This is a genomic window from Streptomyces sp. WM6378 (genome assembly GCF_001279695.1).
Taxonomy (GTDB): Bacteria; Actinomycetota; Actinomycetes; order Streptomycetales; family Streptomycetaceae; genus Streptomyces.
In genome coordinates this window covers 37,736-62,953 of the sequence record NZ_LGDD01000081.1, presented here as the reverse complement: position 1 = coordinate 62,953, position 25,218 = coordinate 37,736, and the positions used below count along the sequence as shown (strand labels likewise).

23 protein-coding genes and 1 pseudogene are annotated in these 25,218 nt (G+C 66.2%); 14 read left to right on the top strand and 10 right to left on the bottom strand.

All coding sequences use genetic code 11. The features are described from left to right. The first annotated feature begins 145 nt into the window (after nt 1–145). From ADK54_RS10015 to ADK54_RS09995, 5 genes are all read left to right on the top strand, one after another. Nucleotides 146–1,663, top strand: coding sequence for a hypothetical protein (locus tag ADK54_RS10015; RefSeq protein ID WP_053725210.1), 1,518 nt, complete (start codon nt 146–148; stop codon nt 1,661–1,663). A gap of 229 nt (nt 1,664–1,892) precedes the next feature. Continuing rightward, nucleotides 1,893–2,330: a DUF3592 domain-containing protein gene (locus ADK54_RS10010; RefSeq protein ID WP_053725209.1), complete on the top strand. Its 438-nt coding sequence runs from the start codon at nt 1,893–1,895 to the stop codon at nt 2,328–2,330. A gap of 88 nt (nt 2,331–2,418) precedes the next feature. Next, on the top strand, nt 2,419–2,853 hold the full coding sequence (locus ADK54_RS10005) for a hypothetical protein (protein WP_199826917.1): 435 nt from the start codon (nt 2,419–2,421) through the stop codon (nt 2,851–2,853). 152 nt (nt 2,854–3,005) lie between these two features. Next, nucleotides 3,006–3,449: an RDD family protein gene (locus ADK54_RS10000; RefSeq protein WP_078966259.1), complete on the top strand. Its 444-nt coding sequence runs from the start codon at nt 3,006–3,008 to the stop codon at nt 3,447–3,449. A gap of 59 nt (nt 3,450–3,508) precedes the next feature. Further along, nucleotides 3,509–4,417 (top strand): phytoene/squalene synthase family protein, encoded by a 909-nt coding sequence (locus ADK54_RS09995; RefSeq protein WP_053725207.1) that lies wholly within the window; start codon nt 3,509–3,511, stop codon nt 4,415–4,417. 180 nt (nt 4,418–4,597) lie between these two features. Here the strand turns inward: ADK54_RS09995 and ADK54_RS09990 are convergent, their stop codons facing one another. The 4 genes from ADK54_RS09990 to ADK54_RS09975 form a co-directional block, all read right to left on the bottom strand. Beyond that, nucleotides 4,598–5,185, bottom strand: coding sequence for a phosphatase PAP2 family protein (locus ADK54_RS09990; RefSeq protein ID WP_063801930.1), 588 nt, complete (start codon nt 5,183–5,185; stop codon nt 4,598–4,600). After that, the gene (locus tag ADK54_RS09985) at nt 5,182–6,423 is read right to left on the bottom strand and encodes a DUF6545 domain-containing protein (protein ID WP_053725206.1); all 1,242 of its coding nucleotides are present in this window, start codon (nt 6,421–6,423) and stop codon (nt 5,182–5,184) included. Before ADK54_RS09985 ends, ADK54_RS09990 begins: the two co-directional genes overlap by 4 nt. 15 nt (nt 6,424–6,438) lie before the next feature. Continuing rightward, the gene (locus ADK54_RS09980; protein WP_053725205.1) at nt 6,439–7,005 is read right to left on the bottom strand and encodes a hypothetical protein; all 567 of its coding nucleotides are present in this window, start codon (nt 7,003–7,005) and stop codon (nt 6,439–6,441) included. 79 nt (nt 7,006–7,084) lie between these two features. Further along, on the bottom strand, nt 7,085–7,543 hold the full coding sequence (locus ADK54_RS09975; RefSeq protein ID WP_159047704.1) for a hypothetical protein: 459 nt from the start codon (nt 7,541–7,543) through the stop codon (nt 7,085–7,087). Nucleotides 7,544–7,978: 435 nt separating this feature from the next. On the opposite strand from ADK54_RS09975, the gene ADK54_RS09970 reads away from it, so the two are divergent. Next, entirely contained in the window at nt 7,979–8,491 is a 513-nt protein-coding gene (locus ADK54_RS09970; protein ID WP_159047703.1) for a CUE domain-containing protein, read from the top strand. A 175-nt stretch (nt 8,492–8,666) separates the two neighbouring features. On the opposite strand, the gene ADK54_RS09965 is transcribed toward ADK54_RS09970, so the two are convergent. From ADK54_RS09965 to ADK54_RS09960, 3 genes and pseudogenes are all read right to left on the bottom strand, one after another. Beyond that, nucleotides 8,667–8,897 (bottom strand): hypothetical protein, encoded by a 231-nt coding sequence (locus ADK54_RS09965; RefSeq protein WP_053725202.1) that lies wholly within the window; start codon nt 8,895–8,897, stop codon nt 8,667–8,669. A 197-nt stretch (nt 8,898–9,094) separates the two neighbouring features. Next, nucleotides 9,095–9,322: pseudogene (locus ADK54_RS43170) on the bottom strand (transposase); the annotation flags it as partial. A gap of 120 nt (nt 9,323–9,442) precedes the next feature. Further along, the gene (locus tag ADK54_RS09960; protein WP_053725201.1) at nt 9,443–11,197 is read right to left on the bottom strand and encodes a helix-turn-helix domain-containing protein; all 1,755 of its coding nucleotides are present in this window, start codon (nt 11,195–11,197) and stop codon (nt 9,443–9,445) included. Nucleotides 11,198–11,708: 511 nt separating this feature from the next. On the opposite strand from ADK54_RS09960, the gene ADK54_RS09955 reads away from it, so the two are divergent. The 4 genes from ADK54_RS09955 to ADK54_RS09935 all read left to right on the top strand — a co-directional run bounded on the left by ADK54_RS09955 (nt 11,709) and on the right by ADK54_RS09935 (nt 15,478). Beyond that, nucleotides 11,709–12,263 carry a hypothetical protein gene (locus tag ADK54_RS09955; protein WP_159047702.1) on the top strand — a complete coding sequence of 185 codons (555 nt, stop codon included), beginning with the start codon at nt 11,709–11,711 and terminating at the stop codon, nt 12,261–12,263. A gap of 145 nt (nt 12,264–12,408) precedes the next feature. Beyond that, nucleotides 12,409–13,797 (top strand): cytochrome P450, encoded by a 1,389-nt coding sequence (locus ADK54_RS09945; RefSeq protein WP_078966258.1) that lies wholly within the window; start codon nt 12,409–12,411, stop codon nt 13,795–13,797. A 275-nt stretch (nt 13,798–14,072) separates the two neighbouring features. Next, a complete protein-coding gene (locus ADK54_RS09940) occupies nt 14,073–14,417 on the top strand; it encodes a hypothetical protein (protein ID WP_053725197.1) in 345 nt (114 codons plus the stop codon). Between the two features lie 422 nt (nt 14,418–14,839). Beyond that, entirely contained in the window at nt 14,840–15,478 is a 639-nt protein-coding gene (locus tag ADK54_RS09935; RefSeq protein ID WP_159047700.1) for a hypothetical protein, read from the top strand. Between the two features lie 158 nt (nt 15,479–15,636). Here the strand turns inward: ADK54_RS09935 and ADK54_RS09930 are convergent, their stop codons facing one another. Then, the gene (locus ADK54_RS09930; protein WP_053725266.1) at nt 15,637–16,962 is read right to left on the bottom strand and encodes an FAD-dependent oxidoreductase; all 1,326 of its coding nucleotides are present in this window, start codon (nt 16,960–16,962) and stop codon (nt 15,637–15,639) included. A 251-nt stretch (nt 16,963–17,213) separates the two neighbouring features. Between ADK54_RS09930 and ADK54_RS09925 the strand changes: the two genes are divergently transcribed. After that, nucleotides 17,214–18,452: an MAB_1171c family putative transporter gene (locus tag ADK54_RS09925; protein WP_159047699.1), complete on the top strand. Its 1,239-nt coding sequence runs from the start codon at nt 17,214–17,216 to the stop codon at nt 18,450–18,452. Nucleotides 18,453–18,534: 82 nt separating this feature from the next. Here ADK54_RS09925 and ADK54_RS09920 read toward each other — a convergent pair whose 3' ends face one another. Beyond that, nucleotides 18,535–19,038 carry an NUDIX hydrolase gene (locus ADK54_RS09920; protein ID WP_053725194.1) on the bottom strand — a complete coding sequence of 168 codons (504 nt, stop codon included), beginning with the start codon at nt 19,036–19,038 and terminating at the stop codon, nt 18,535–18,537. 907 nt (nt 19,039–19,945) lie between these two features. Here ADK54_RS09920 and ADK54_RS09915 point away from each other — a divergent pair. Together ADK54_RS09915 and ADK54_RS09910 are read left to right on the top strand one after the other, a co-directional pair. Beyond that, nucleotides 19,946–20,263, top strand: coding sequence for a hypothetical protein (locus ADK54_RS09915; RefSeq protein ID WP_234391990.1), 318 nt, complete (start codon nt 19,946–19,948; stop codon nt 20,261–20,263). A 187-nt stretch (nt 20,264–20,450) separates the two neighbouring features. Then, the gene (locus ADK54_RS09910; RefSeq protein ID WP_053725192.1) at nt 20,451–21,929 is read left to right on the top strand and encodes a PQQ-binding-like beta-propeller repeat protein; all 1,479 of its coding nucleotides are present in this window, start codon (nt 20,451–20,453) and stop codon (nt 21,927–21,929) included. Nucleotides 21,930–22,536: 607 nt separating this feature from the next. On the opposite strand, the gene ADK54_RS09905 is transcribed toward ADK54_RS09910, so the two are convergent. After that, a complete protein-coding gene (locus ADK54_RS09905; RefSeq protein ID WP_053725191.1) occupies nt 22,537–23,295 on the bottom strand; it encodes a helix-turn-helix domain-containing protein in 759 nt (252 codons plus the stop codon). Nucleotides 23,296–24,169: 874 nt separating this feature from the next. On the opposite strand from ADK54_RS09905, the gene ADK54_RS09900 reads away from it, so the two are divergent. Next, nucleotides 24,170–25,135 carry a prealbumin-like fold domain-containing protein gene (locus ADK54_RS09900; protein ID WP_053725190.1) on the top strand — a complete coding sequence of 322 codons (966 nt, stop codon included), beginning with the start codon at nt 24,170–24,172 and terminating at the stop codon, nt 25,133–25,135. The last annotated feature ends 83 nt before the right edge of the window (nt 25,136–25,218 follow it).

Sequence of the window (25,218 nt, the reverse complement as noted above, 5' to 3'; positions counted from 1 at the left end):
GCGGTCGGCGACGTCGTGCACGGCAGCGCGGAACGGCGATGCCGGTGATCAGGTCGTGCCAGGGCTCGCACTCGGCGCTGACCGGCCGGTCGGAGGCTTCCAGGTAGGCGGTGTGATGTCGGAGGCGACTGACATGATCCGCTGTATGAACACCTCGAACACGGTCGGCTGGGTGACCAGCCGGGCATCCACTCTGCGGCACGCACAGATATTGCACGACACCAACGGGTGCTGGACCCGCGACGCCGTGGAGCGCCTGGTGGATGGGCACCCGGACTGGAAAATCCGGCGGGAGTTCGCCGACCTCCTCGTCGTCGGCCTGGAACCCACCGAACTGCACGCCTCCCTCGGTCCGGAACTGTTCTTCGACACACGAATCCCCAAGAGCCCGCACTTCGGCCGCGCGCGACTGCCGCTCATCGAGTTCGGCTTCCAGGCAACTCCGGCAGAACGGGCAGCAGCCCTGCAGGAACTAGCCGAAATACTCTCGGGGATCGGCCGGCCCACGCCCGTGCTGGCGGCCGCCGACGGTTTTGGTCTGCGCTGGCAGTCCGAGGAGCGCACCATGCTCCTGCAGAGCAACCAGCGGCGTGCCTGGGTGTCCGTCCAGCCCGTCGAGCACCAGGCCCAACATCTCCCATCGGACTTCCCCCCTGTAATCGCGGCTCTTGTGCCCCTGCTGCACGATGACGCCACCGGAATGTGCGACCGCTCGGCCATCGAACAATGCATCACCAAGACGCCGACCTGGTCCGCCGAGTTCGACGAAGCACAGGCCCGAGCCCTTGTCCGGACCGCCGACAGGGACGGCGAGGTGGTCTTCCTCGGTCCTGCTGGTCAGCGTGACAACTACAACCGCCTGCACCTGTACCGTTTCACCGACGCCCCGGACCTGGAACGACGCCGGTTCATCTTCGGTGAGATCTTCCGGGCCGTCTGCGGCGCCATCGGCGAACCGACCCTCCTCGGTGGCGGTCCGAACGGGCCAGATGTCCGCTGGAGGAACTCCGGCACCGAGGCGCGGGTCCTGCGCCTGCGGGCGGACCTTCGGCACGTCTGGATCGAGACCAGCCCCGCCGAACAACTCGAAGATCAGGAACTGTCGACATTCGAGCACGGAGGACCGGCTGCGGGGCCGGGCGGCCCCAGCGACTTCCCGCTGCTGCCCTACAACTGGCAACTCGTCCTCTCCGGGCCGGGTGACACGGCGGAGTACCTGCCGGGAGGCCGACTGGCGCTGACCCTGCCGCACCTTCAAGAAGCCTTGGAGACACTGCTGAGCACGTGGATCGAGCAGCTCCCCGTCCAACAACCCGGCAAGAAGGTGACCTTCACGATCGCCGGCAGCGGCATCAGCGGCGGCCTCTCCTTCGCCTTCGACACGACCAAGGGCATCCTGCTCCGCATCGGCAGCCGTACAGGCGGCCTCGCCGACGATGCGATCGAGATGAGTGCGCTCGGCTGGGAACAGTCGGGACGCCGCTGGAAGGCCGAGTTCAAGAAGCCGACCGAAAGCACTCCCGGTGAGGTGGCCGCGCTCATCGTCGGTGAACTTGCCGCCCGCGGCCTCACCGATCCTGAGGGCCTCGTCGCGAAGGGCATCCAACTCGGCTCCCCCCACGGCTTCTTCCGGGCCACCGGGCTTGGGATCACTGCAGGGTGAGGGCAAATAGCACGCTCAAGGTGCTTGCGGTACTACCGGGCAAACTGGGTACAGCACATGGGCGGGATACAGGGCGGGCTCTCTACGGGGAGCGGGGGGGGACAGCCTGGCGGGAGCCCTTCCGGGAAGCGGACCAGATCCTTCTACTCTCTCGTACGGTCCTGGGCGGGCCAACATCGTCGTGCTCTGCATTCACCCAGGGCCCAAAGATCGTCAAAGGTACGGACGCATGACGGAGACGCTGACCATCGTGGCACTGCTGGTGCTGCCGACCATCGGCCTGGCCTCGCTGCTCGCCTATCTCGTGCGGCGGCTCCTGCGGATGCGTCGGGTCGTCGTGCACGGCAAGGCCGCCGTGGCCGAGTGCATCGAGGTCCGGGACATCGCCTCGAACTCCACCGACATGGATGGGTCCCGCTACCACATTTTCGCGTTCGTGACCGGGGAAGGCCAGCGCGTCACTTACACCGAGGACGCCGTGGCCCCGTACACCCAAGTCGGATACCGCGCCACCGTCCACTACGACCCGGCGGACCCCCAGCGTACGGCCACGGTCGCAGGCCGTGACGACCTCGCGCCGGTGCTGGTGCCGGGCTGCGCCGCGCTCGGCGTCGCCGCCGCGCTCGCCGTGCTCCTGTGGATCGACGTGTCGGTGCTGTTCCAGTAGCGGGAACGGCACCGTTCCCGCGATCAGAGCCGAAGTCAGAGGCCGCAGGATCGGGATTCCCGCGCCACGCGCCGAGATCAGCCCCGGCTTGCATCGCCACCACGGGCGCGTCCTCGTCCTCCTCGAACCCCACACCGGAGTCGCCATCCTGCCCGGCGGTGCCCCCGAGGTGCAGGACCAGGACGACCCCGCCTCTACCCTGCGTCGCGAAGCCGAAGCGGAGGCAGTTGCCCGTATCGGGAGCCCCCTACTCCTGGGATACGTCACCGGTCCCGGCATGCAGCGCGGATACCTGCGCTACGCCGCAGCACTCACCAACGTCGGCCCCGCACAGCCCGATCCGGCCACCGGCCACACCTACACCCGCATTCTGGCCACCCGAGAACAAGCCACGGAACTCTTCGACTGGGAACCGGCTACTGCAGACCAACTCGCCGCCGTCCACGAGGCCCGTCGGCAGTTCGGCCTTCCCCGGGCTCCCCGCCAGCCCTTCTCCGAGCTGACCACCCCCACGGCCTGGTAACCCCCTCTTCCGTGTCCATTCCATAGTCTTGAGGCACCAACTCAGGAACCGATTGCTCGCCGGCAGGCGAGCCGACGGCTCTCCCCTGCCGGCGAGCAATCGACAGCGATGGGTACGGTGTGGCGGAGTACGGACTGAGGGGGGAACACAACATGAGCGCGGTCGCGCACGTCGACAACACGGCAGGTCTGGGGCGCCGCTATGCCTCGGCCGTGATAGATGGAGTGTTCTTTTCGGGCTGCGGATTGGTGTCGGCAGTCGTCTACGTGGGGGTACGCGAGAGCGGAATCCTTGGCGCCTCCGGCGCCGTGGGCAGTGAACTGCTGGCGGGTTTCGCGGTCGGCGCGCTCATCGCATCCTTCCTCAACCACGTGGTTATGGTCTGCCTGGCGCACAGAAGCGTGGGAAAGGCGCTCGTCGGCACCCGCGTCGTCCGCCGCGCAGACGGCGGCCGGCCCCGGGTGCACCAGGCCGTGGCCCGGTGGCTGGGAGGTTTCCTCTTCGGAGTCGTGGTGCTACCGCTGGCCTTCATCTTGGGCGGTAGTGAGGCCGAGCCGCAGGATTTCGCCGGACTGCGCATCATCCGTTCCCGGTGAGCCGACGGGAGAGAACTAGGCTCGGGGCTCAACCATCCACCCGCAGGGAGATCGTCGGCATGCGCACATGGAACAAGACCCTCGATACCGCCGGCATCAACAGCCCGCAGTTGAGGCACGACTACACCCAGCAACGTGGCCTCGTTGCTGGCTATCGTCGGCACACATACGTGGCAATACGTCTGCTGCTGCCGCCAGTTCTCGTACCGCACGTCATCGCTGCTGTCGCGTTCATGCATCACACCGACACACTGCTCGACGCCACTCCCATGCCCTCGCCTGCCGATGACGCATATGCCGAGTGGGAGGAGGAGGTCCGCCGTGGCCTGACGACTGGGGAGAGCTCACATCCCGTACTCCGTCCCGTGCTCCACACCATCGCCGCCCACCCACAGTTGCGGACCCACGTCGAGGAGTTCCTCGCCGGGGCTCCCATGGACCGGGACTTCGTGGGCTTCACAGACGAGACGGACTACCAGCACTATGTCGACGCCTACTCGTTGCCGGCGTTCATGCTCGTAGCCGGCCTCCTCGTGTCGCCGGACGCGGATGCGGCTCAAGTCCGGCGTTCCTGCCGGTCCTACATCGACGGCAGTCAGCGCCTCGACTTCGTGTGCGACCTCGCCGAGGACTTGGACGAGGGGCGACTTGGGCTTCCCGAGCAGACCCTCAAAGAGCACGACGTCTCCCGCGAGGACCTTGAGCAGGGGCGCGACACTCCGGGAACACGAACGATGCTGCAGCAGGCGCTGAACCAGGCCCGCCGGGACCTGCTCGACAGCAAGACGCTGCCGACCCTCGTACCGCCGGCGCACCGTGCGTTCATCCGGGCTTTTGTCACCCTGGAGATACTCACCGCGGATGCGGCGATCGCCAAGGGCCCGGCAGTCCTGCGTGACTCCGCTAGCCCCTCGGTTCCCGCCGCATTGCGGGTCTTGACCCGTGAGTACTGCCGACGGGGCCGGTAGCCAGAGGCCGCGTTCCCCTGCCGGGACCTCATCGAGACGCCGAGTCAGTCATGGCTCCTCGGAATTGGGACGGCCAGGTGGATGACGACCGATTCCGGACTGACCTAGAACGGGACGGAACGGAAATACAGAAGAGCCCCAGCAGAGCGAGTTGTTGGGGCCCTTCGTAGGTGAGCCGGCTCAGATGAACGCCGCGAAGACCGATCCGGCAACGATAGAGCCGACGAGTGTGCCGGCAATGACCTGCCCGAGGGTGTGATCCTTGATCTCCACCCGGGACCAGCCGATCAGCCCGACCAGCGGCAGGGCAAGCACGGCCCACCAGGTCACGCCGATTGCGATGACCACGATGGCCCCCGTACTCACCGCCGTGTGCAGACTGATCTTCCAGAACGCCGTGATCGGCAGGATCACGATGAGGGTCGCCATCATCGACAGGACCAAAGCCTTCATCTGCTGCGGCGCACCACCGGCGTACATGGCGACGAGGCAGACCGCGACGGAGGCCATGATGACCGGCAGGACGGTCATGCGGCTTGCCCGGTTGCCCACGTGCTGGTCGCTGACCAGGCCCTTGCGCATCGACCGTTTGATGTAGGCCATCGGAATCACGGCCGAGAAGAGCAGACCGAGGAGCGCCCACGCCAGTCCGGTCCAGGGGCTGTCCTGGGCGGCGCCGAGAGCGAGGCATTCAACGATGAGGACGTTGGCTGGCTTGAGGCCGTCTGTGACCAGCCGGGCGCGGCGGGACTCCGTGGTGGTACTCATGCCGGCTCCACGGCGTCGATGCGGTTCTTAATGGCGGCCATCAGTTCGTTCTGCTTGTAGTGGTACGAGACTCGGGCCAGCCACGCAGCGCTCTCCTCCGTATCGTTGGACAGGGTCAGCGGTGCGACTTCGGAGGGTGTCTCACTGGGGTCTTGCCGCTGATCGTAGTGCCGTCGCGCTATCCATAGGGCATACGCCTCGGCTGCGGCCTGGGCGTCATCACCGCGGAGGCCTTCCGACTTGGAGGCGGCCAGTGCACGCCCGGGCAGCTTGGCCTCAATCCAGGCGGCCAGCGGCACGGCGCCATCAGTGATCTCCAGGATGCGCTGGTCGAGCCGGTTGTACAGGCCGCGCAGGCTCCGGCGGTCGTGGGCCAGTGAGGTGTTCTCGTCCAACACCTTCTCGATGGCGTCAGCCGGGAGTACGGAGGCGAGGGCCTTCCACAGAGGCCGCAGTTGGATGAGCCAGCGCCGGTAGCGGCGCAGGTTCATGACGCTGTCGAACCCACGAACTGAAGAGCCCACGGCCAGCGCCACGATGCACACGAGTTGGAGCAGGTTCCCGATCACTTGGACCAGTGACAGGGACAGCGGGGCGGATGCTCCGGTGAGTCCGTACGCCAAGTACACGCCAACGAAGGTGAAGTAAGCCGCGCCGGACCAGCAGCCGGTGGTGAAGATCGTCATGCAGATCTTGAGGAGGCGCTTGCCGTCCTTCCGGGCCGCCATGGTGCTCAGGTAGCCGGACATGTACATCGAGACCCCCGAAACCACGATGTACGCCGCGAGAGACAGCGTTCCGCCCGCGTGGCCGTACTGCGCCTCCAAGAAGACACGGTGGTCACCTTCGAGGATGGAGGGGGAGGCCAGCGGAGCTGTAGCGATGGCGAGCGTAATCGCGACGACCGCGAGGATGTTGCGCGGCCGGTCATGGGCCAACTTCCGCCACATGGGGGTCGGTTCAGGGTCCGGTGCGGAGGCGTCGCACCACCGCAGCATCAACAACCCCGCCATGATGATCGCGACATGCTTGCTGACGGAAACGACCTCCTCCACGCCGGTCACGTCGATGACCCACGTTTCGATGGCGGCCAGCCGCAGGGTGGCGCCGATCGCGAGGAAGAGGAAGCAGCACCAGAGGGATCTCTGCCCTCTTGTGTTGAGGAGACCTTTGGATCTCCATATGACGGCCGTCCACAGGGGGACGGCCATGAGCAGGGCTATGAAGTCATGGATCACAGGGATTCACTTGCGCTAGAGGCTGCGGTACAGCCGGTTGAGCATGGGGTCGCCGTGCTTCTCGTCGCGGCTTTGCACCATGGCCTGCCGGCGCAGAAGGCCGGCGAAATTTTCCGCTTCCTCTTCGTGGAGGACGTACGTGGGATCGCGGCGGCTGACTCGGGAGCGAGTTCTGACTCCGAGGAGGGAACCCTCAAGGAATGCGGGACTCAACCACTTGAACCCGGACTCCTCCTCTTCCGGTTCCGGAGGTGGTGTCATCTCGGCCGCCGGAGGGCGGACTTTCAAGGGCGGGTGCTCAAGGAGCATGTGCCCCAGTTCGTGCGCGAGGGACTGGACGGCCTGGACTCCCACGGCGATCGGGTTGACCCACACGTTGTCGCGTCCCTCCTCATCCGGCCACCACAGCCCGCACGGCTGCTCAAGGCGGGACGGAAAGGGGCTGCGATGCAGGATCAACGGCCGGTCACGCTGCTCCTGGATGGCCTGGTACAGGGTGTCTATGGTGAGCGGATAGGGGATGCGGAACTCGCTCAGCGCTGATGCAACGCGACGGCGCGAAGTGGGGGGCAGCACGGCCATGGGATTACTCCTCTCCCGTGTGACGGGCGGACGGACGCAGTGGTGAAGGGTGCGGGAAGTCGCATGCGGTTCAGTCCGCTCACCCGCCATCCTGCTGCTCCCGGGCCTTCTGAGCCTCCTCCAGGCCCTTAATGAAGCCCAGGACTTGTCCCTGACTCATGGGCGTGAGCCCGTCGAACGTCCGCGCGAGGAACTGGACGTGCTCGTCGGGCCGCTCCCGCTCAGCCTCCTGAGCCTTGCGCTGTCGCTCCGCCTCCTCCTTCTGATGCAGCCTCTTCTTGAGTTCCCCGATGACCTCTTCCTGGATCTTTCCCGTGCGGAAGTAGTCGAGGGGTACGTGGAAGAAGTCCGCCAGGAGGCTCACCTTGTCAAGTGAGGGACTCGGGCTTCCCTCGTGCCGCAATTTGCGGATGGTCTCGTCGGAGATGGCTTTACGCCCTGCCCGCTCATTGATGTCGTCGGCTACCTGCTTGTTGGTGTACTCCTTCCCCGACGGCCCTGTGCTGGCCTTGAAGAGCAGATTGAGAGCCTGATCCATGGACAGTTCCCCACTTTCTGGGGCGTTGTCCCTGCGCGGCATGAAGCCTCCTGTGAAGAGTCGGGGCGGGTCTGTCGTCCAGGAGGAGGATGCCACAGATCTTTGGTTTGACACCCGGAAAATGCCATGGGTCGAGACACATATCCTTGGGTTAGGGTGTGCATCGGACGGTCACCTGTGCGCAACGTGATCAGACTGTCGCGTAGCGGCATCCGGATCCCGTGAGCTGGTTGGGGACCACCACTCGGCGTTCAAGCCGCCGCGCTCGCCAGACCGCCACCAACCCGGCAATGAGACAGGTGACTTGAGAGAATGTGCGAGACGTCGGGAGGCCAGCACGGGGCCGTTGGCGGCTGTCATGTGCAGCCAGCAGCTTCCAGCGGCCCCCGGTTCGTCCGATTCGCGCGTTCGCTGTGCACTGCGTTCCAGAGCCAGTTGGCCATCAAGCTGTCGGCGTGGAAAGTCACCAGGCTCATCCGTCGGGATCTGGGCCTGTCGGGAGTGCAGGACATGCAGGATCTGGTCGCGACGGTCGCTCAGAAGCGGGGCCGGCCGATCGTGATTTCGGAGGAGCCTCTGCCCGCGAAGGTGTCGGGGTTCTGTGCCCGTGGCAGGAGGGTGGACTTCATCGTGGTGGACTCCAACGCCAGTGAGCTGACCCGCCTTCATGCCACTCTCCACGAGCTGTACCACCTGTGGGACGAGGAGCCGGACTCGCACGAGGCTTCGCAGGCCGTGACTATGGCAGAGGCTGTTCGCCAGCTGCTCCCTGATCTTGATCCTGAGGCTGTGCGGAAGGTCCTTGCCCGCTCCCACTACGACAGCCCGCACGAGCGGAGGGCCGAAGCCTTCGCCACGGTGATGGTCCAGCGGCACCTCAAGCTCGGCGGAACCCGCGAAGACGGCTTCATGACCTCAGCCTTGACACATAGACGCTCCGGCGTCTGAGCTAGCAGTACCGAACAGGGCCGCCGCCGACCGCACCACAGGAGTGGTGCTTCGGTCCGCAGTACACACCTTCACCGATCGGACGGGTATTGAGACGGGGTGTGCGGCCTTTCGGTGCCCGGCCAGGCTTCCTCGCTGAGGAGGGGCATGGCGTCGCGGTGAGCTGGAGACAACCTCACGCCAGCCATGTAGCCGTGGCGGCTGCTGCGACGAAGCCCGGGCCGAAGCCGAGTAGCAGCCCGCGCGCGCCGTCGGCCGGTGGGTCGTCGTGGGTTCGGGAGAGCACGGCCATGACCGCTACACCGCCGAGATTGCCCTGCTCGCGCAGCGTGGCCCAGGCATGGCGGGTCAACTTGTCCGCGTGCGGATCGGGATTGTGGTCCCAGGCCGAGCGCCCGCTCGGCATCCTCGATGATCCTCGGACATCCAGGGTGCAGCATGGTGAATTCAGGCTGAGTCAGGCTCTGTTGAGCCAGGTGACTACGCAGGGCTGGCATGAGGTCGGCAACTGCCTTGGTGGCTGCCTTCTTTGAGTCGAAGTGCAGTCCTGCGGCATCGAGGCGGCCGACGTAGCGGTGCCGACTGTCGGGTAGGACGTACTCCCAGGCAGTCCCCGCCCAGCGCCACCGCGAGCGCCACATCCAGCAGGACCTTGACAGGATCGTGCACCGCCCGAGCCTTCCACCACGGCTCAAGCGCTGCCGATATCACCGCATCCAGACCGGTCTTGCGGACCGTCTCGATCAGCAGCACCCCGCCGGCCTGCGAAACCACCCCGCGACCGCCACCCTCGACGCGGACACACGGGTAGGACCCGATACGTTGTTTCACCTGGATAGTGCCTCCGGCGGCGCTCGGAGGCATCGCGGCTTCATGCCCACCGCCCGCAGACCCTGCTCAAGCTGAGCGCCTACCTGCACGACCGCACCGGGGGCACGGATGAGCCGCGGGTCAGTCGCAGGGCGTGAGACTGGTCAGTCGGTAGCCGAACGGTTTTCCGTGAAGGGGAATTCCGGCAGTTATTTGGACGGAAATTTCCATGCGGGCGCCGGTGGTGTCACCACGGGCGGGGATGCGTATTCTGCGTACATCTCCGTCGCCCTGAGTGGCGAAGATAGTACCTGAGCCCTCTAGCCCCTGGCGGGCGCGCTGCGTGTAGACGTCCCACAGAAGGGGGCTCTCCTTGAACTCTTCGAGGAGCGCGCCATGCTCAGGATGGGGTGCCTTGGCATGGCGCATCAGCGTGGCTCCAAAGTCCGCCATGCCCGGGATCAGCCAGTTCTCGTACCAGTCGACGAGGGTTTCGCGGGCGTCCGGGCAGAACGCCAAATAGCGCAGCCAGTTGACGGTGGGGTGGCTGAGCGGGTCCTCGGGTACGTGGTGGAAGAGCCGGCGATAGGCGGAATTGCAGTGGATCACATTCCAGGCGCCATCCGTCAGGATGGTCGGGCTCGCCTGGTCCGCCACGTGCTGCCGTGCCCACCGCGCACAGCGCGCTTCCACTCCCGGGCCTCCCCGCACGCCGAGGGTGGGTGGGTCGAATTTGGTGACCAGGATCTCGAGGTATTGCTGCACCCACACGCTCATGTTCAGGGCGGCAGCCAGACGAGGGATGTACTCCGGTTTGGGAGCCGCTTTGTCGGCCTCCCAAGCTCTGAGCGTTCGAGCTGTTCTTACGGGCAGGTTCGCGAACCGCAGGACGGCATCCTGGCTCAGCCCGGCCCGGTGGCGGTACGTACGCAGGAGCTGGCCGGCAGTCAGGGCACGGTCGGGCGAGGGACGATCGAGCGGCTCGTGGGTGACGGCAGCGGCGTGTCTCACGCTGGAAGAGCCGGCGGTCGGTGAACACTGCCTTGATGGCACGCTCGTTGGCGTGTCGCTGCCGGCCGACCCGCGGCCGATCAGGCTCAGCTTCATCAACTGATAGCCATAGTGCCGGGCATGCCAGGGAATCATGGTGGTGAGCAGGATCGTCCATGCCTCCCCGTGGATCATCACCGTCCGTTCATCGACGTCAGCCTGGAGGATAACGTCGGTGCCTCGGTCGGTGAGTTCCTGACATACGCGATTGGTGTAGATGTCCTCCAAGAGATCGCTTTCGCGGATGCGTCGGCGCATGTCCTGGAGGTAGGGGTTATCCGGGTGCAGGTCGTAGTGCTGGGCAAACTGGGTGACACCGGTGACGAGCCACTTCTCCCCGGGGTGCATACGTGCGGCATCTGGGTGGAATAGCAGGAAACGCATCGGGTTGATCAGGGGGTGGTCGTCGGGGTGAGGCGGAACGTCGTCGACGATCTCTGCCCAGGCCCGGTTGAAGTGCCGCAGATTCCATCCGCCATCCATCAGAATGACGGGGTCCAGCTGGGTGTGCACGTGGACGTCTGCCCACCGCGCAGTGATGCGGTCGAGTACGGGGTCGACCTCGAGCGCCTTGAGCGCTGGAGGCGCTCCGGTCACCAGTTGGAACAGCTGGTCTTTGGCCTCAGGACTCATCTGCAGGTGCTCACGCAACGCGTACATGGCCCCCATGCTGATCCGCCCGCCGTTCTCCATGTCGCTGTAGCTGCGGTGGCTGTAGCCGTGCTCGTGGGCGAACGCCTCCTGGCTGCTGTACCCGAGTCGAATGCGGTGCGTGCGCAGGAGCTCTGCGGCGGTGATCGGCGGCGCTGACGGAGAGCGCCTTGCCTCATCGGGCTCGCCGGTCATCTCTGGCTCCGTCGGGGGAGCGCTTGCGCCGAGCCGCGCAGGCCTCGGCGCAGAGGTACGCGGGGGCATTTCTCACGGCTGTCTGAGTGGGTCATGGAGTTCCCCGGGCGGCGTAGCGCTTTCGAGCATTTTTGCGGGCCACGAGAGCGTAGTACACGGATCGGAGGAACGGGCCACAAGTTTCCTTCGCTTCGCCGCGATACATCCCACCCTGGTCCTGCGGAGCAAAGATGCACATTTCCCAAAATTCAATCCAGCAGGGGAAATAGATGGACAAGGAGAGCTCTGTGTACGGTTGTTCGCCCCGCTCGAGGTCTGGCCGGGGCGTCACCGTTACGGTGGCAACCGGTTTGTGGCTGCTTAGGAGGCTGTTGTGGGGAGAGGGAAGTCTCGGATGCGAGTCCTGCGAGAATCGGCGGACCCCGAGGTGATGGCCTCCGTCCTCTGTGAGTCCGGCTGGAGCGCGCAGCAACTGGCGCTTCTGCCCACCACCCGGGTCACACAACCAGACATGGCTTACAGCCTGGGCGTCGCGCCCATCACCTATGAGAACTACGAACGGCGGCGCCGGGAGCCATCGGTCCCTCTCCTGCTCACCTTCGGCAAGCTGTGCAACGTCCGGGACATGCTCGTGCTCGACGACCTGTGGAGGGAGGTGAAGGGGCGAAGGTACCCCCGCACATCCGACCTCGTCGGCCTGAATGTCCCGAGCGAACTGCGGGATCTGATCATTGACGACGCATGCGAAGCTGACGCTGAGGTGGAGGCCGGCCTGATATCGGCTCTGCGAGCTGCGGCACTCCGTGCGATCCATCACCGCCTCGACAGTGACGCTGCGGTCGATCCCAACCCGGAAACAGCACGCGTCCCGGTGGTCAGCCTGGCTGCGGCTTTCGACCAGGAAGCGCCGTCGGGAGGAGAATTCCTTACTCGGGTGCTGGAGGCCGTGGATGTCGAGATGCAGTCGGCCGTGCGGGCTTGGGTGGCCTGGGAGCTGCGACGGTTGGGGCATCCGGAAGCGGCGCGTGATCTGCCGGGGGCCGACCGGACGGCACGCCGCCCCTAACGGTCTAAAAACAACGCATCGTTGACGACAGGCCGGGGGCCAACAGACTCAGTGCGCCAGCGATGTGTGGCCCGCTGTGCTCGGGCTGGTCGAGCGACTCGGCGCTGGTGAACACCGGCACGGACAGTAGGCTCCAACTCTGGCAATGGCGCCCGGCCCGCACTGTGCGGCCAGCGAGCGCTCCCTGCGACATGAGGACACCATGACCGCCCCTGCTCTGCCCTTTCCGACGGTCCCCGGTGCTGTGCCCTTGCTCGGGCACCTCCCGCACATGGCCCGCTCGCCGCTCGCCTTTTTCCGGCGGTTACCCAGCCATGGCCCGGTGGTACGTCTGCGCGTCGCACGCCGCGACGTCCTCGCAGTCACCAGCCCTCGGCTGGCCCACCGGATCCATGTCGACGACCAACACCTCTTCGACAAGGGGGGGCCACTGTCGGAGTCGATGAAGGACACGCTCGGCGACAACCTGGTCACCTGCCCAGCCGGTGAACACGCTCGCCAACGCCCTCTGATGAATCCTGCTTTCCACTCCTCTCGCATGCCGGCCTACTCGGACGTCATACGAGAGGCGGCCGTCGAGGTCGCCACCTCCTGGAAGCCCGGCCAGACTGTCCGGCTTGACCGCGAAGCGCACCGCCTTGCCGCACTTGCTGTGACGCGGTCGCTGGTCTCCGCGCCGGCCGCCGCCGACGCGGCCAGCGTGCTCGCCTCGGGACTCGATGACATCAGCCAAGGCATCTACGTGCGGAGCCTCTTCCCAGGCCAGCTCTTCGCCAAGCTCCCGCTCCCGGTCAACCGGCGGTATGAACGGCAGATGGCCAGGACCCGGCAGGCCATCAACCGCGTCACTGTCCAGTACCGCGCGGCCGGAGAGGACTTTGGGGATGTCCTGTCCAAGGTCGTCCCGGCATGCGAAGAGGAGGCCAATCCTCAACAGGCAGTCCATGACCAGGTCCTCGGCATGGTGTTCGGGGGCGTGGAGACGACGGCGGCGGCCCTGGTGTGGACACTCCGGCTTATCGACCAGTACCAGGTCGCTGGCGACCTGCACCAGGAGCTACGCGACGTCCTGGGAGGCAGCCTCCCAGCCCACGAGAACATCGACCGGCTCGACTACATGCGACGGGTCGTCACTGAGGCTCTCCGCCTCCACCCGCCGGCCTGGCTGGGCACCCGGATATCTACCGCGCCCGTGCCCTGGACCGAGGGGACCATCCCGCCGGAGACGGCCGTGGTCTTCAGCCCGTACGCCCTGAACCGCGACCCCGACCTCTTCGAGAACCCCGACCGGTTCGACCCCGACCGGTGGAATCGGGAAAACGTCACACCCGAACAGAGGCGCTACTTTTTCCCGTTCGGCGCAGGCACCCGCAAGTGCATCGGTCACACCTTCGCCATGAACGAACTGATCCTCGCCCTCGCCGTCATCCTCACTAGCTGGGACCTGCGCCACCACAGCAGTCCCACTGCCCGCCACACCCCACGTTTCATCATGGGCCCCCCGCCCACGCCCGTCACGGTGCAGCCACGCTGAACACTCGCTGCCCACGTGTAAACAGATCGTTCCCATACGCTTCGTATAGGAAATTTCTTTGCATGGTCCTGCGCAAACATATGGGCGAGAATCGGCCTGCGGATGCGCAGCAAGCCAAAGACCTACCGTGCTCACAACAGCGCTTGACGCGGCATTAGGCAGCACATGCCAACACCGTGCGTACGTGAGCTGCTCCGCTGCGAGCAACCGCCGTCAACAAGCATGTTCGGCGCTAGGCGACTACACGCCCAGCGCCCCGGTAGGAAGGCAACGCCATGGAGATCGAGTCGTCCCTACACGCCTCCGACTTCCGATTTCACGAGTCGGGGTCCATCACCACGGACGGGTTCGTCTTCATAAACACAGATCCCTGTGTGCTGTTCACCGAGCGGGAATTCGGCGGAGACTCTCAGATATTGGAACCCGGCGAGTACACGAGTTCCTCGATCCCCGGCTCCGTGGGCTCGGTGTTCGTAGGAGTGGGGTTCCAGGTCACGCTCTTCTCCGGAGACCACTTCTCCGGGTACAGCACAGTCGTGCGTGGCGATGGCATCCGCGTGGGCCAGCATCTGGACGGTGGTGTGTCCTCGCTCAAGGTAGAGGCCATCCAGGACGCGTGACTCAACCGACGTGGTCGGCACCGGCTGCGGTGGGGCAGCTGGCCTGATGTATCTGGACGGCGAAGGCCGCTCATGGCAGGGGCCGATTGCAAGCGGCTGGCTCGGGACGGGGTGCCGCCGAACAACTGGCGGCACCCGCATGCAGCTGAACCCGCATCAAAGCGAGCGAGCCTTGAGCCGCGGAACAGGTGCTGAGCTTGTTACTTGACCTCCGACGTCGAACAGCGTCCCGAACGGTGTCACTCACCAGGCAGTTTGCCGGACAGGCGGACGGCCCCCGCATGAGCATGCGTTCCGTCACGCCCGGCATACACAGGCAAAGGTGACGCGCCAGGCCATAGTGCTGATGGTTCAGGTGAACCATCGAGAGGCGCATAGCAGTCCGCCACCAACCCAGTTACGAGATAGGGCCACGACGGAGAATGCGCGAGACATCGGAGAGCACTCACCAGAACGGGCGCAACCCCCTGGAGCGGGGAACACGACGCAGCTTCCTGCCTGTCCGTCTCGCCTGCTCTGTGCATGCCGCGGTCAAGCACCAGTTGGCCATCAAGCTGTCGGCATGGTCCACCACGCGGCTCATCCGTCGGGACCTGGGCCTGTCCGGGGTCCGCGATATGCAGAGCCTGGTGGATGCGATTGCTCAGAAGCGGGGTCGGCCGATCGCCATCGCCGAGGAGCCTCTGCCGGCGAAGGTGTCGGGGTTCTGTGTTCGCGGCAGGAGGGTGGACTTCATCGTGGTGGACTCCAACGCCAGTGAACTGACCCGCCTCCACAGCACGATGCACGAGCTCTACCACCTGTGGGACGAGGAACCCGAGGCCCAAGACACCTCGGCGTCGGCCGAGACCGCGGCCGAGGCCGTGCGCCAACTGCTTCCGGACCTAGACCCGGAAGCCGTCAGGAAGGTGCTGGCGCGGTCTCACTACGACAACCCACACGAGAGGCGCGCCGAGGCGTTCGCCACGGTGATGGTGCAGAGGCACCTCAAGCTCGGCGGGGCTGCAACCAAGGACAGCTTCATTGGCTCGGCCCTCGCGCACAGACGCTCCGGAGTCTGAAACCAGTCGAGGCCAGAAGGTGTCTCACAGAGAAGACCGGGCATGTCCACCCGACTCCCAGGAGGCGGAGCAAGCCACTCGGCCATTGCGCACATCGACAGGGTGTCGCCGCGGACACTCGGTGTCTCATAAATCCCGGCCACGGAGGGTGCCCGGCTTCAGGGCCGGAAAAGCACCTGGGCTGTCCGTAGCAGGACCCGGGGCCTGCTCAGTGCCTGCGGGCGGGCCCGCATGTGCAGAACATCCATGAAGACCGTGTTGACGGCCGAGTCCCTGACCGACGCCTCGATGACCCGGTCGCCGACCCAGCGAGTCATCGCGTACCCGGGAGGGTAGGGCCCACGCACGTGAGGCTGAGCCAGATCGGCCGTTGTGGAGAGCTGCCACGCGGCATTGACGACAGCCGCAGCACGTTGGAAGTAGCCCCGGGCCGGAACGTGCGGAGACACCCCGGTACGGAGGTACGCATGCAGCGATGAGGCTTGCAGCATGGCGAGGGTCAAGCCTTGCCCGTAGATGGGGTTGACGGACGCGAGGGCATCTCCCACGACGACCAGGCCGCCCGGAAACTGAAGCAGCCGCAGGTAGTTGCGGCGCTGGCTCTGGCGGAACCGGAACGGCTCCACGGGACCGTCGAAAGCCCCGATCTCGGCGATCTGCCGGAGCGGACTCACGCATCGCCGCATGCGTGCGAGGAACTCCTCAGGATCACGGTTGGGCGCGTGGTCCGCGTAGCCGGAGAGCACGACGCTCCACCGGTCGCCCTCTACGGCAGCGAGTGCACCCGCTTCACTCAGCGTCGGCTGGTATCCGCTGGAGGGCCCGGGCGAGGAGTGCGCGATCACGAGGTCCGGCAGTTCAGTACCGCGCCGGAAGGCGGCGGTGGCATACCCCAGGTCGACTGTCATCCGGTCCACCGGCACCACACCCCAGCCGTCGTCGCTCAGCCACGACGCCAGGCGGCTTGCTTTGCCCATCGCGTCGACGACCAGGTCGGCGGCGAGAGACTCCTCAAGCACGCCGTCGTCATCAGCGGAGGCTGTGTAGCGAACGCCGGCGACCCGCCCGCCGAGGAGAGTGAGCCCGCGTGCCCGGCCGCGCACCTGGTGCACGTTGGGCAGTCCCAGCACTCGGCTTCGGACGTGGCGCTCAAGAAGGGGACGGGTCGCACCGAGCATGGTGGAGTCCGGGACGACCGGAGCCTTCAGGACGCCATCCACGTAGAACTGCACCGCGGATCCCGACCCGGTGCGCGCACCAGCTGCGGTCAACTCGTCGGTTATCCCGGGAAACCACCGCTCGAGCTGGGTATGGCCCATGGCCAGCAAAGCGTGCAACTGCCCACGATGCGGGGCGCCACGGCCAAGACTGTCCGGCTCGAGCGGATCGGGCTCCACGATGATGACTTCCACCGCGAGGTCGCTGAGTACGCGCGCGGCCATCAGGCCGGCAAACGATCCACCGAGGACGATAGCCCGTCGCATTGGGTCCCCCATGCCTGGCCGGACATGCCGCAGCCAGGTCTTGCTCAGTACGCGGAACAGCGCCGCCCTGCGCGGCACTTGGAGACTACCGGCCTTGTCGTGCGGCGCGTACGAAAGTGCCTGTATGAATCACAGTGGCGACGGCTGCACCCGGCGCAACATGGGCGGGGCATAGAGCCGACGTCTGTCGGTTTGCCGGAGCCGGGGCCCTGCCGCCGTGCTGATGACCCCGCGGGCTATATAAAAGGGAGGTGTCTGAAGATGCATCCAACATTGTTTACTTGGCCATATCGGTCATCACGCTCGCGATAGCCGCGTGGAAAGCCCTGGCGCTGCGCCGCGACCCGACAACCACGCTCGCACTGACCACCAGCATGTTGTTTTGCGCCACTCTGGTCTACGTGATGGCCTCGCCCGTGGGGTACCGAACCCTGGGTGACTGGACGGGGCAGCCGAGCTTCGCCACCCTGCCTGTCTATGTCGGCATCCTCGCGTGTTTCGCGCTGGTGCATCTGATCACGCTGCTCTGGGACTCGGCGCTGCTGGAGGTCCCGAAGCGCAGGCGGACCCAGGTCACCGCCTGGAGCGTCGGCTATGTAGCCTCGGGGTGCCTTATGGTGGCGGCGTTCGCCGCGGCCGACCTGTCCGGGCCTGCGGACCCCCTCAAGTTCAACACCGCGTTCACGGACGATCCTTTCGTGCTGATCTTCCTCGCGGTGTTCCTTGCCACGCTGACCAGCGGGACTCTGAACGCGTACCGTCAGTGTCGGCGTGCTGAAGTCTCGGACCATGGCCTGCAGCACTCGCTCGCAGTGTTCGGCTATGCGATGCTCGCCATCTTCGGCTACGTCGTCTGCTCGGCTCCGGCCATCGTCGCGGCAGTATGCGGAAGCCACGCCCTCGACACCGTAGGCGTCTTCGGTTCCTCCTTCGGAGCGTTCGGCACCATCATCATGTGCTACGGCCTGTCCGGATCGGCCGTCGGCGCCTGGCTGCGTGAGCGGCGCGATTACACGACGCTGCAGCCGCTCTGGGAACTGGTCGTTGGCCAGGTGGACGACGACCTCGCCTTCAACCCTGACAGCACTCCGGGCCAGGGGGGCCAGCTCCCGGCCAATGTCTCGTTCAACCTGCACCGCCGGGTCATTGAGATCCTGGACGGCATCCGGACACTGCGTCCGTGGGTCTCACAGGACGTTATCGACGACGTCCGACGTTCGGCCTCCGACCTGACCGAAGCCGACAGGGAGGCACTGGCCGCCGCTGCCGCACTCCAGGAAGCCGTGCAGCAGCTGCACATCGCACGCGAGCAGTTCGCCCAGCGGAGCCGCCCGGACATCGCGCCACCAGAAGGCCCGCCCGTCGTTCTGCCGGGGGAGGACACACCAGCGAGTGAGGAGCGCGAACGCCTCCTGCGCATCGCGCGCTTCCTGGTTCACCCGCTGGCTGAGCGTTCCCGAGAAGGTACAGAGGCCCGGCCGGCTGCCTGACAGAGTGGAGGTGGGGTGGAGTTGCCGAACGCAGCGCCACCCCACCCTTGTTCTCTGAGCCAACCGACAGCCAGGAAGATCATTAGACGACCGCAGAGCGGTACTTCAGATAGCGCTCGAATGCGTCCCGGCTGTCGCTGACAAATGGCCACTGGTCCACCAGCACGGTCAGCTCGCGCTCGGCGAGCCAGTCGCACCAGCCAATTTCCTCCCTGCTCGGCTGGAGCTGGACCGGGTCGATCGTCGCTTCGTGAACAGCGAACCAGTAGGGACCGAGTTCGCCGTCGCACAGGAACTTGAACAGGGGCGTCACGGCGGCCGTCACGCCCATCTCCTCGGCAAGTTCCCGGCCGGCCGCGGCCTCGTAGGACTCACCCACGCCGACTGCACCTGCGACCAGCCAGCTGTACTGTCCCGGAAAGCGGGAGCTGTTCTTTGGACGCTGATGGACCAGATACCGCCCGTCGTGGTCTCGGCAGAGCACCATGGACATGCGGTAGTACCACCCGTTGCGTACCGCGTCGCCTCGCTCCACCACGCCGATAACGTGGTCCTGTACATCTACTCGCTCAATCAGCTCGCCCATGCCCCTACCCTGTCAGAGCGGCCCAGGTTGCCCGCATGGCGGGGGACCCGCGGATCACTGTGCGACTGGCAGGCCCGTCAAGTGGTCGAGTCGTCGCGGGGCTCCGGGCGGCCAAGTTCTTTGAGCCATCCAAGGGCGACAAGCTCACAGCCATACCCGAAACCCCTGGGCCCGCCGATCTTACGAATGATCGACTCAGACCCGCGCTTCGCTTGGAAGGAAGGTTAGGACAAACTCACAGTCCCGTACGGCAACGACCCCGCCGAGGGCGTCACCACCAAGACCAAACGGATCGCGCGCCAGATACACGGACGAGCGGGCTTCACCCTTCTCCGCCACATCTGAGTGGTGAGAAGGGTGGGACCGCGCCGGCTTGCGCGGCTCGCCTCCTTGCCGGACTCCGCCCGGACGAGCTCGGCCTCGCCAAGGCGAGGTGACCCGACGCATTCGCCGACGGCGCCTCAGCAGGGGAATCCGGCTGACCACGCTACGACGCCGCAGGCGCGGGCTGAGTAGGGGTACTCAGGTGCGTGAGCCCGAGGCTGTTTAAGGTGGCGTTCATGACAAAGAGTGAGGTGCGGCACGCCGACGAGGATCACTTGCCGCCCGTACCTCTCCAACTGTCCATCCCATTCAGCCCGTTGACGGTGCAGGGCCCTGTCTGCCCCGAGCGAGGAACCCAACTCCCGTGACCAGCCCCCAGTGGCAGGGCTTCCCGCCCTCCCCCGTCCCCCACCAGATGGCACCGCACCCCGGTACGCCGCAGCCCGGCTCTTTCGGACCGCCCGCGCCCGGGGCTGCTCCGCTCATGCCCGCGTTGGTGGCACCGCCTCTGACGTGCAGAATCTGTGGTGCGCTCCCGGCCGCGTTCGCGACGTTCCGGTCGCATCACGGCGTGTTGATGTGGATGCGGTTCTCGCGCGTGGACGGGCCGTTCTGCCGGCCGTGCGGCCTCGCGATCTACCGCGAGGTGACCAGCGAGACGGTGTGGCAGGGCTGGTGGTCTCCCCTGTCCCTGGTCCTGTTCACCCCCGGCACCCTGATCATCAACCGCGTCGCCCTCGCGCAGATCAACAAACTGCCCGCACCGATTCCCGGGCAGCCCGGCCCGCAACTGTCCCCCGGAACACCGGTGCTGCGGCGCGCCAGTTCCCTGGCCGCCCTGCTCCCCCTGGCCTGGGCGATATGGGCCCTCTCCCACATCATCAACGATCTGACGTCCTGACACCCAGCCACCGACACGGCACCGGCCCCCACGGCCAGGCAGCTCCCCTCGTGGGGGCCGCTGTTGTGCCGCCAACTTTCCTTCTGCTGAGGTACGTACCGTCATGAGCTACCCCCCACCACCCGCGCCCGGTGCTCCGCAGGGATTCGGGCCGCCCCCTGCGAGATTCGGTCCGGCCGTTCCGCCGATGCCCACCGCGCCGCCGAACGTTCCCCCTCCGGCCGCACGGCGCGCCCGGCTCTGGCCGGGGATCGTCGCCATCATCGCGGGATCCGCTCTCGTACTCGGCTGCGGCACCTGGTACCTGACGTCGGGGGGCGACAGCGACAGCAGCAAGCCCGCTGCCAACGCCGGCAAGGGTGCCGACGGCAACGACGGCAACCACGCCTCTCAGGCCGCCCCGCCCTCCGCCAAGATGCTCTTCAACCAGTACACGCCCAAGGCCACCAACAGCCTCGGGGACCGCGTCTTCGGGGAGTGGCTCACCGACACGGTGTATGCCAAGACAGGGCTCAAGGAGATCGGCGGCTACGACCCGGCCAAGGGGACTCAGCGGTGGAAGCTCCCCCTGCCAACCCCGGTGTGCGTCACCACCCCGCAGATCACGGCAGACGGCGTCACCGTGATCGCGTACGAGGGTGAGAAGTTGCCCGATTTCGACGGCGGGCTCTGCACGGAGGTCGCGGCGGTCAATGTCAACACCGGCAAACTGCTCTGGCACGCGACCATGCCCACCTCCGGCGTCGCCGTGTCCGGCTCAGGTGACCGCAAGGTCGGGGCCGCGGAGATCGCCATCAGCGGCGGCACCGCCGCGGTGGGTGGCGAGAACGACGGAGGTACCGCCTGGGACATAGCCACGGGCAAGCAGCTGTGGAAGCCACAGGTCACCGCCGACAACTGCCTGGACAACGGTTACGCCGGTGGCCCAGTGCTGGTCACCGTCCGCCAATGCGGCGACGTCTACCACCCCACCCTCTCGGTACAGACGTTGAACCCGGCGACCGGCCAGCCGCTCTCCACCTACAAGGTGTCCTCGGCATTCAGGTACATGTACGTTCTGTCCACCAAGCCCCTGGTCATCGGCGGCTATCCAGGCGACGGAGACGTCGCCAAGATCTCCGACATCTACTCGGTCGACGACACGACCGGCAAGGAACTCGCCCACATCACGATCCCCAACGAGAAGTACGCCATCGAGTGCAAGGTGGCCCAGGTGGGAACGTGCCGCGGCCCCCTCGCCGGCGGCGGCAAGCTGTTCCTGCCGACCACTGACCACGACAACGCCTCACCGGATGTACCGGGCCACACCAACGAGTTCGTCGCCTTCGACCTCGCCACCGGTAAGCCGGTGCCGGGCCGCGCCGACGCCGGCGACGAGCGGAAACTCTTCCCCATCCGCATGGACGGCAACAACGTCATCGCCCTGCGCACCCCGCCCTACCAAGGACACAGCGCCGTGGTCAGCATCGACGGCGCCACCCTGAAACAGACCGTCCTCATGGAGCTCCCGAACGACGACAAGATCCTCACCCCTGCCTTGGGAGCCTTCAACATGGGCACCAACGACCTGCTGTACGACAAGGGCCGGCTGTACATAGGCGATCGCCTGACGGACAAGGACACGAACGGCCCGCAGTACCTGTTCGCCGTCCTCGGCACCAACTGACCAGGGCAGGCCATTGAGTGCTTGGGGTGGTGCGAAGCACCACCCCAAGTGGCCGTGGAACTGCACCCTGCCGCATTCGGATGCCCGCATCCACGCCAGGACCGACCGTACGAGATGAGTACGCAGGCTCACGCGACGGTCCTGGCGGTCTGCTTGAGTGAACACCGACAGCCACGGTCGCTCGGGAGGCACGGCAGGCACGGAAGGGGAATTCAGGGATGGTACGGCGGGACGGTCTGCTGATGGTGGTCCTCGCGGCGCTAGTGACCGGATGCGGCGTCCGACGCAGGCTCAGGCGGCGACCCGCTCTACCATGACTGGCCCGTTAGACGACCATTCCCTTCGCAAAGTGCCCGGGGAACAGGAAAGGGTCCCTCCTCCGGATAGAGAGAAGGGGCCGATCTGGACCGTCCCCGTGCTGGCGGGGGCGGGCCGTGCCCCTTCGTCTCGCAGCCGAAGAGGCGGTGCCTGAAACGCGTACACAGTGGCGCTACCGCTGTTCGTTCCAGCGTCGCAGGGAAACGAAGAAGCCTGCAGCCGGAAGGAACTCACAGCGCAGCGATGCAAGGTCTCGGCCCGGTTTGGATGTCCTGCCGGCAGGCGTGAGTCAGGGGCGATCTTTGCTGTCGGAAGCCGGGTCCTCGTCAGCCCTGGTCAGGCCGAGCATGCCGCGCATCAAGGGGATGATCCGCCTTCTGCTGCGACTGGGGAGCGCACGTACCGAGTCGGTCAGCTCTTGCAGTTCCTGTTCCTGCTCCGACCGGTCCATGGCAGCGCCGAGCGCGGCCATCAGCTCCTTGCCCCACGCGGCGTCGTCCTCCGTGGCCAGGGCACTGCGGAGCGCCAGCTGGTTGTATCCCACGCCCCTGTTCTTGAGCATGGCCACGTAGGTGAGCTGTTCGCGGATCGGCTTGAGGGCGCGAGCGAGTGCCTGTCGGTCCGTGAGGGTGAGGAAGCCGGCCTCGACCCGGAAAAACTTCTCCAGTTCGACGGTGACCTGCAGGCCAGGGTTCCTCTTCGCGGTGAAGACGTTGTAGACCTGCGCCCGGGAGATCCCCAGCCTGACGGCGATCTCGTCGTAGCTGTACTCCGCACCATCGGGCCGACGGCGGGTATCGCGAAGGAAGACGAGACGTCGGTGGACAGAGCTGTGGAGGTTCTCCGGTTCGTCCGCCGGCGCTCCGTTGAGGAGCTGTTCCACCTGATCGGCGGGTATGCCCGTCCTATACACAAGTCGATCGATATTGAACCCGTCGGGGGCGTAACCCAGTTCCTTGATCAGGTCATTTACGGAACTGAGAACGACTTCGAGTTCGTCTGCCACTCCGATCCCCTCCGGCGTGACAGCCTCGTCAGAAGGGTTCATGTTGGGCGGATCTCCTGGGTTGGCGGGCAAAGGGTGGGCACGGTGTGAAGATGCGCTCGCCCAGAGGTTAGTGGGCGTTGGCAGTCTGCGTCACGCCGCATCGTAACAATTGTGACCTCGAGGGTCGGCCGCGCCGAGTCGCAACAATTGTGTCAGTGTGCGGGTCCCTCGAGGGTGTCTTTGGCCCGACTGGGCCCGTGTCGGCTTCCTGCCTGCCACGACGGTGATGCGGCCCCTGGACGGCCGGGCCAGGGCGCAACGCCAAGGGCCGCCTTCTGCGGGTTAGTTGAAGGAGCACCTACCTGCGAGGGGTGGCGTCCCTGTGCAACGGCGACGGCAACTCTCCCCGCCTGAAGAACAATTGTTGACACCCTTCTCCATGATCAGGCAGGATCGGACATCGTTGGTCACGGGGCGTACACGCCCCATGGCGCATCGCCTTGCGCTCTGCTCGGCGCCGCGTTCATCCAGCGCCTGTCAGCACATCAGATCAAGGAGCCACAGGGCACCTTGAACGCCGGATCCGGCCTCACCCGGCCTCGGCAACCCTGCCGTTCGGCGTCACCAACTCGGGGAGACGTGGATGAATGTGTCACCACCCGCAGCAGCCGCCCACCGGGGCCGCCGCCTTCGCCAATCGGCCCTGATCGGCACGGCAATCGCGGTGGGAGCAGGAGTGCTTCTCGCGCCGGCCGCCGGCGCGGCAGACCGCTGGGGGCCCGGATACCTGATATCAGACAGCTCCGGGAAGCCCGCAGCCTCACATATCGGCGCCTACGGCCCGCCCGGGGCGCAGCTCCCCGGTTTCACCGGCCTTGCATACTGCGGTGATCCGGAGCTCGATGGACCCGAATCCGCTGGTAACTACGGCCCTGTGCAGGAAAACACCGCCTGGACCTCGAAGGCCACCGGCAAGTCGGCGACGGCGCAGGACATCGCCCGCGCCGCGTACGTGCTGTCCAAGTACGGCGACACGAAGAGCGACGCCCAGGCAGCCGCAGTCGACGCCGCCGTCTACAGCTACCTCGAGGCCGGCACCACCTACGCCCTGCCCAACGGCAAGCGTGCCCTGCAGCGCCTGACCTACCCGAACGTGCCAGTCGAAGCGAAGCGGTTCGCCACCGGCTACATGGCCGAGGCCGCCATGTTCGCCGGCCCCTACAAGGTCAACATCAAGCCGGCTGGCACCGCCCTCAAGCCCGGTGCAAAGAGCGCGGTCACCCTCGACGTCACCTCCGCCAGCGGCCACAAGATTCCCGGCGTCACGCTCGACCTGAACCTGTCCGGCGCCGCCGCGGGCACCGTAACGACCAACGCGGACGGCGTCGCCACCACCAGCATCACCCCGGCCAAGGCGGGCGACACCATCCTCAAGGCGACCGCCAAGTCGCTTCCGGGCAACGCCTTGCGCACGATCACGCCGGCCAACGCCAAGGCACAGCGCATGCTGCTCGCCGGCGGAGTCTCCAGCGCCCAGGCGCAGCTGCAGCTCAAGGTCGATGCCCTCAAGGGCGGCATCAAGGTCACTAAGACCGCGGCCGAGTCGGGCAAGCCGCTTGCCGGTGTCGAGTTCACGATCAGGGACGCTGCCGGCAGGACCGCAGCCACCGGCAAGACCGATTCGGCCGGCCACTGGCAGGCCGACAATCTGGCCCCGGGCACGTACACCGTGCATGAGGTGAAGGCTGTCGAGGGCTACCAGCTCGCCGCCGACCAGCAGACGACCGTCCTCGACGGCGCGACGGCCGCCGTCGCGGTCAAGGACGTCAAGATCCCCGACCAGCCGAAGCCGCAGCCGCGGCCGGTCACCATCTCCGTCCTGCCGCAGACCGGCGCCTGACCGCCACTGCGCCACGCATCCACCACGGACCCGACAACCGCTGGGTGGTGACCAGCACCAGCTGCTCACCACCCAGCGGCCCG

What these genes read in the sequence shown, in the direction of transcription:
- ADK54_RS09995 (WP_053725207.1), top strand. Translation starts at nt 3,509, where the DNA reads ATGCGCACATGGAACAAGACCCTCGATACCGCCGGCATCAACAGCCCG.
- ADK54_RS09915 (WP_234391990.1), top strand. Translation starts at nt 19,946, where the DNA reads ATGCGGTTCTCGCGCGTGGACGGGCCGTTCTGCCGGCCGTGCGGCCTC.
- ADK54_RS09965 (WP_053725202.1), bottom strand. Translation starts at nt 8,897, where the DNA reads ATGCCGAGCGGGCGCTCGGCCTGGGACCACAATCCCGATCCGCACGCG.
- ADK54_RS09930 (WP_053725266.1), bottom strand. Translation starts at nt 16,962, where the DNA reads ATGCGACGGGCTATCGTCCTCGGTGGATCGTTTGCCGGCCTGATGGCC.
- ADK54_RS09960 (WP_053725201.1), bottom strand. Translation starts at nt 11,197, where the DNA reads ATGACCGGCGAGCCCGATGAGGCAAGGCGCTCTCCGTCAGCGCCGCCG.
- ADK54_RS09920 (WP_053725194.1), bottom strand. Translation starts at nt 19,038, where the DNA reads ATGGGCGAGCTGATTGAGCGAGTAGATGTACAGGACCACGTTATCGGC.
- ADK54_RS09910 (WP_053725192.1), top strand. Translation starts at nt 20,451, where the DNA reads ATGCCCACCGCGCCGCCGAACGTTCCCCCTCCGGCCGCACGGCGCGCC.
- ADK54_RS09940 (WP_053725197.1), top strand. Translation starts at nt 14,073, where the DNA reads ATGGAGATCGAGTCGTCCCTACACGCCTCCGACTTCCGATTTCACGAG.
- ADK54_RS09905 (WP_053725191.1), bottom strand. Translation starts at nt 23,295, where the DNA reads ATGAACCCTTCTGACGAGGCTGTCACGCCGGAGGGGATCGGAGTGGCA.
- ADK54_RS09975 (WP_159047704.1), bottom strand. Translation starts at nt 7,543, where the DNA reads ATGGATCAGGCTCTCAATCTGCTCTTCAAGGCCAGCACAGGGCCGTCG.
- ADK54_RS09990 (WP_063801930.1), bottom strand. Translation starts at nt 5,185, where the DNA reads ATGAGTACCACCACGGAGTCCCGCCGCGCCCGGCTGGTCACAGACGGC.
- ADK54_RS09980 (WP_053725205.1), bottom strand. Translation starts at nt 7,005, where the DNA reads ATGGCCGTGCTGCCCCCCACTTCGCGCCGTCGCGTTGCATCAGCGCTG.
- ADK54_RS10015 (WP_053725210.1), top strand. Translation starts at nt 146, where the DNA reads ATGAACACCTCGAACACGGTCGGCTGGGTGACCAGCCGGGCATCCACT.
- ADK54_RS10010 (WP_053725209.1), top strand. Translation starts at nt 1,893, where the DNA reads ATGACGGAGACGCTGACCATCGTGGCACTGCTGGTGCTGCCGACCATC.
- ADK54_RS09935 (WP_159047700.1), top strand. Translation starts at nt 14,840, where the DNA reads ATGCGCGAGACATCGGAGAGCACTCACCAGAACGGGCGCAACCCCCTG.
- ADK54_RS09945 (WP_078966258.1), top strand. Translation starts at nt 12,409, where the DNA reads ATGGCGCCCGGCCCGCACTGTGCGGCCAGCGAGCGCTCCCTGCGACAT.
- ADK54_RS09955 (WP_159047702.1), top strand. Translation starts at nt 11,709, where the DNA reads ATGGCTTACAGCCTGGGCGTCGCGCCCATCACCTATGAGAACTACGAA.
- ADK54_RS10000 (WP_078966259.1), top strand. Translation starts at nt 3,006, where the DNA reads ATGAGCGCGGTCGCGCACGTCGACAACACGGCAGGTCTGGGGCGCCGC.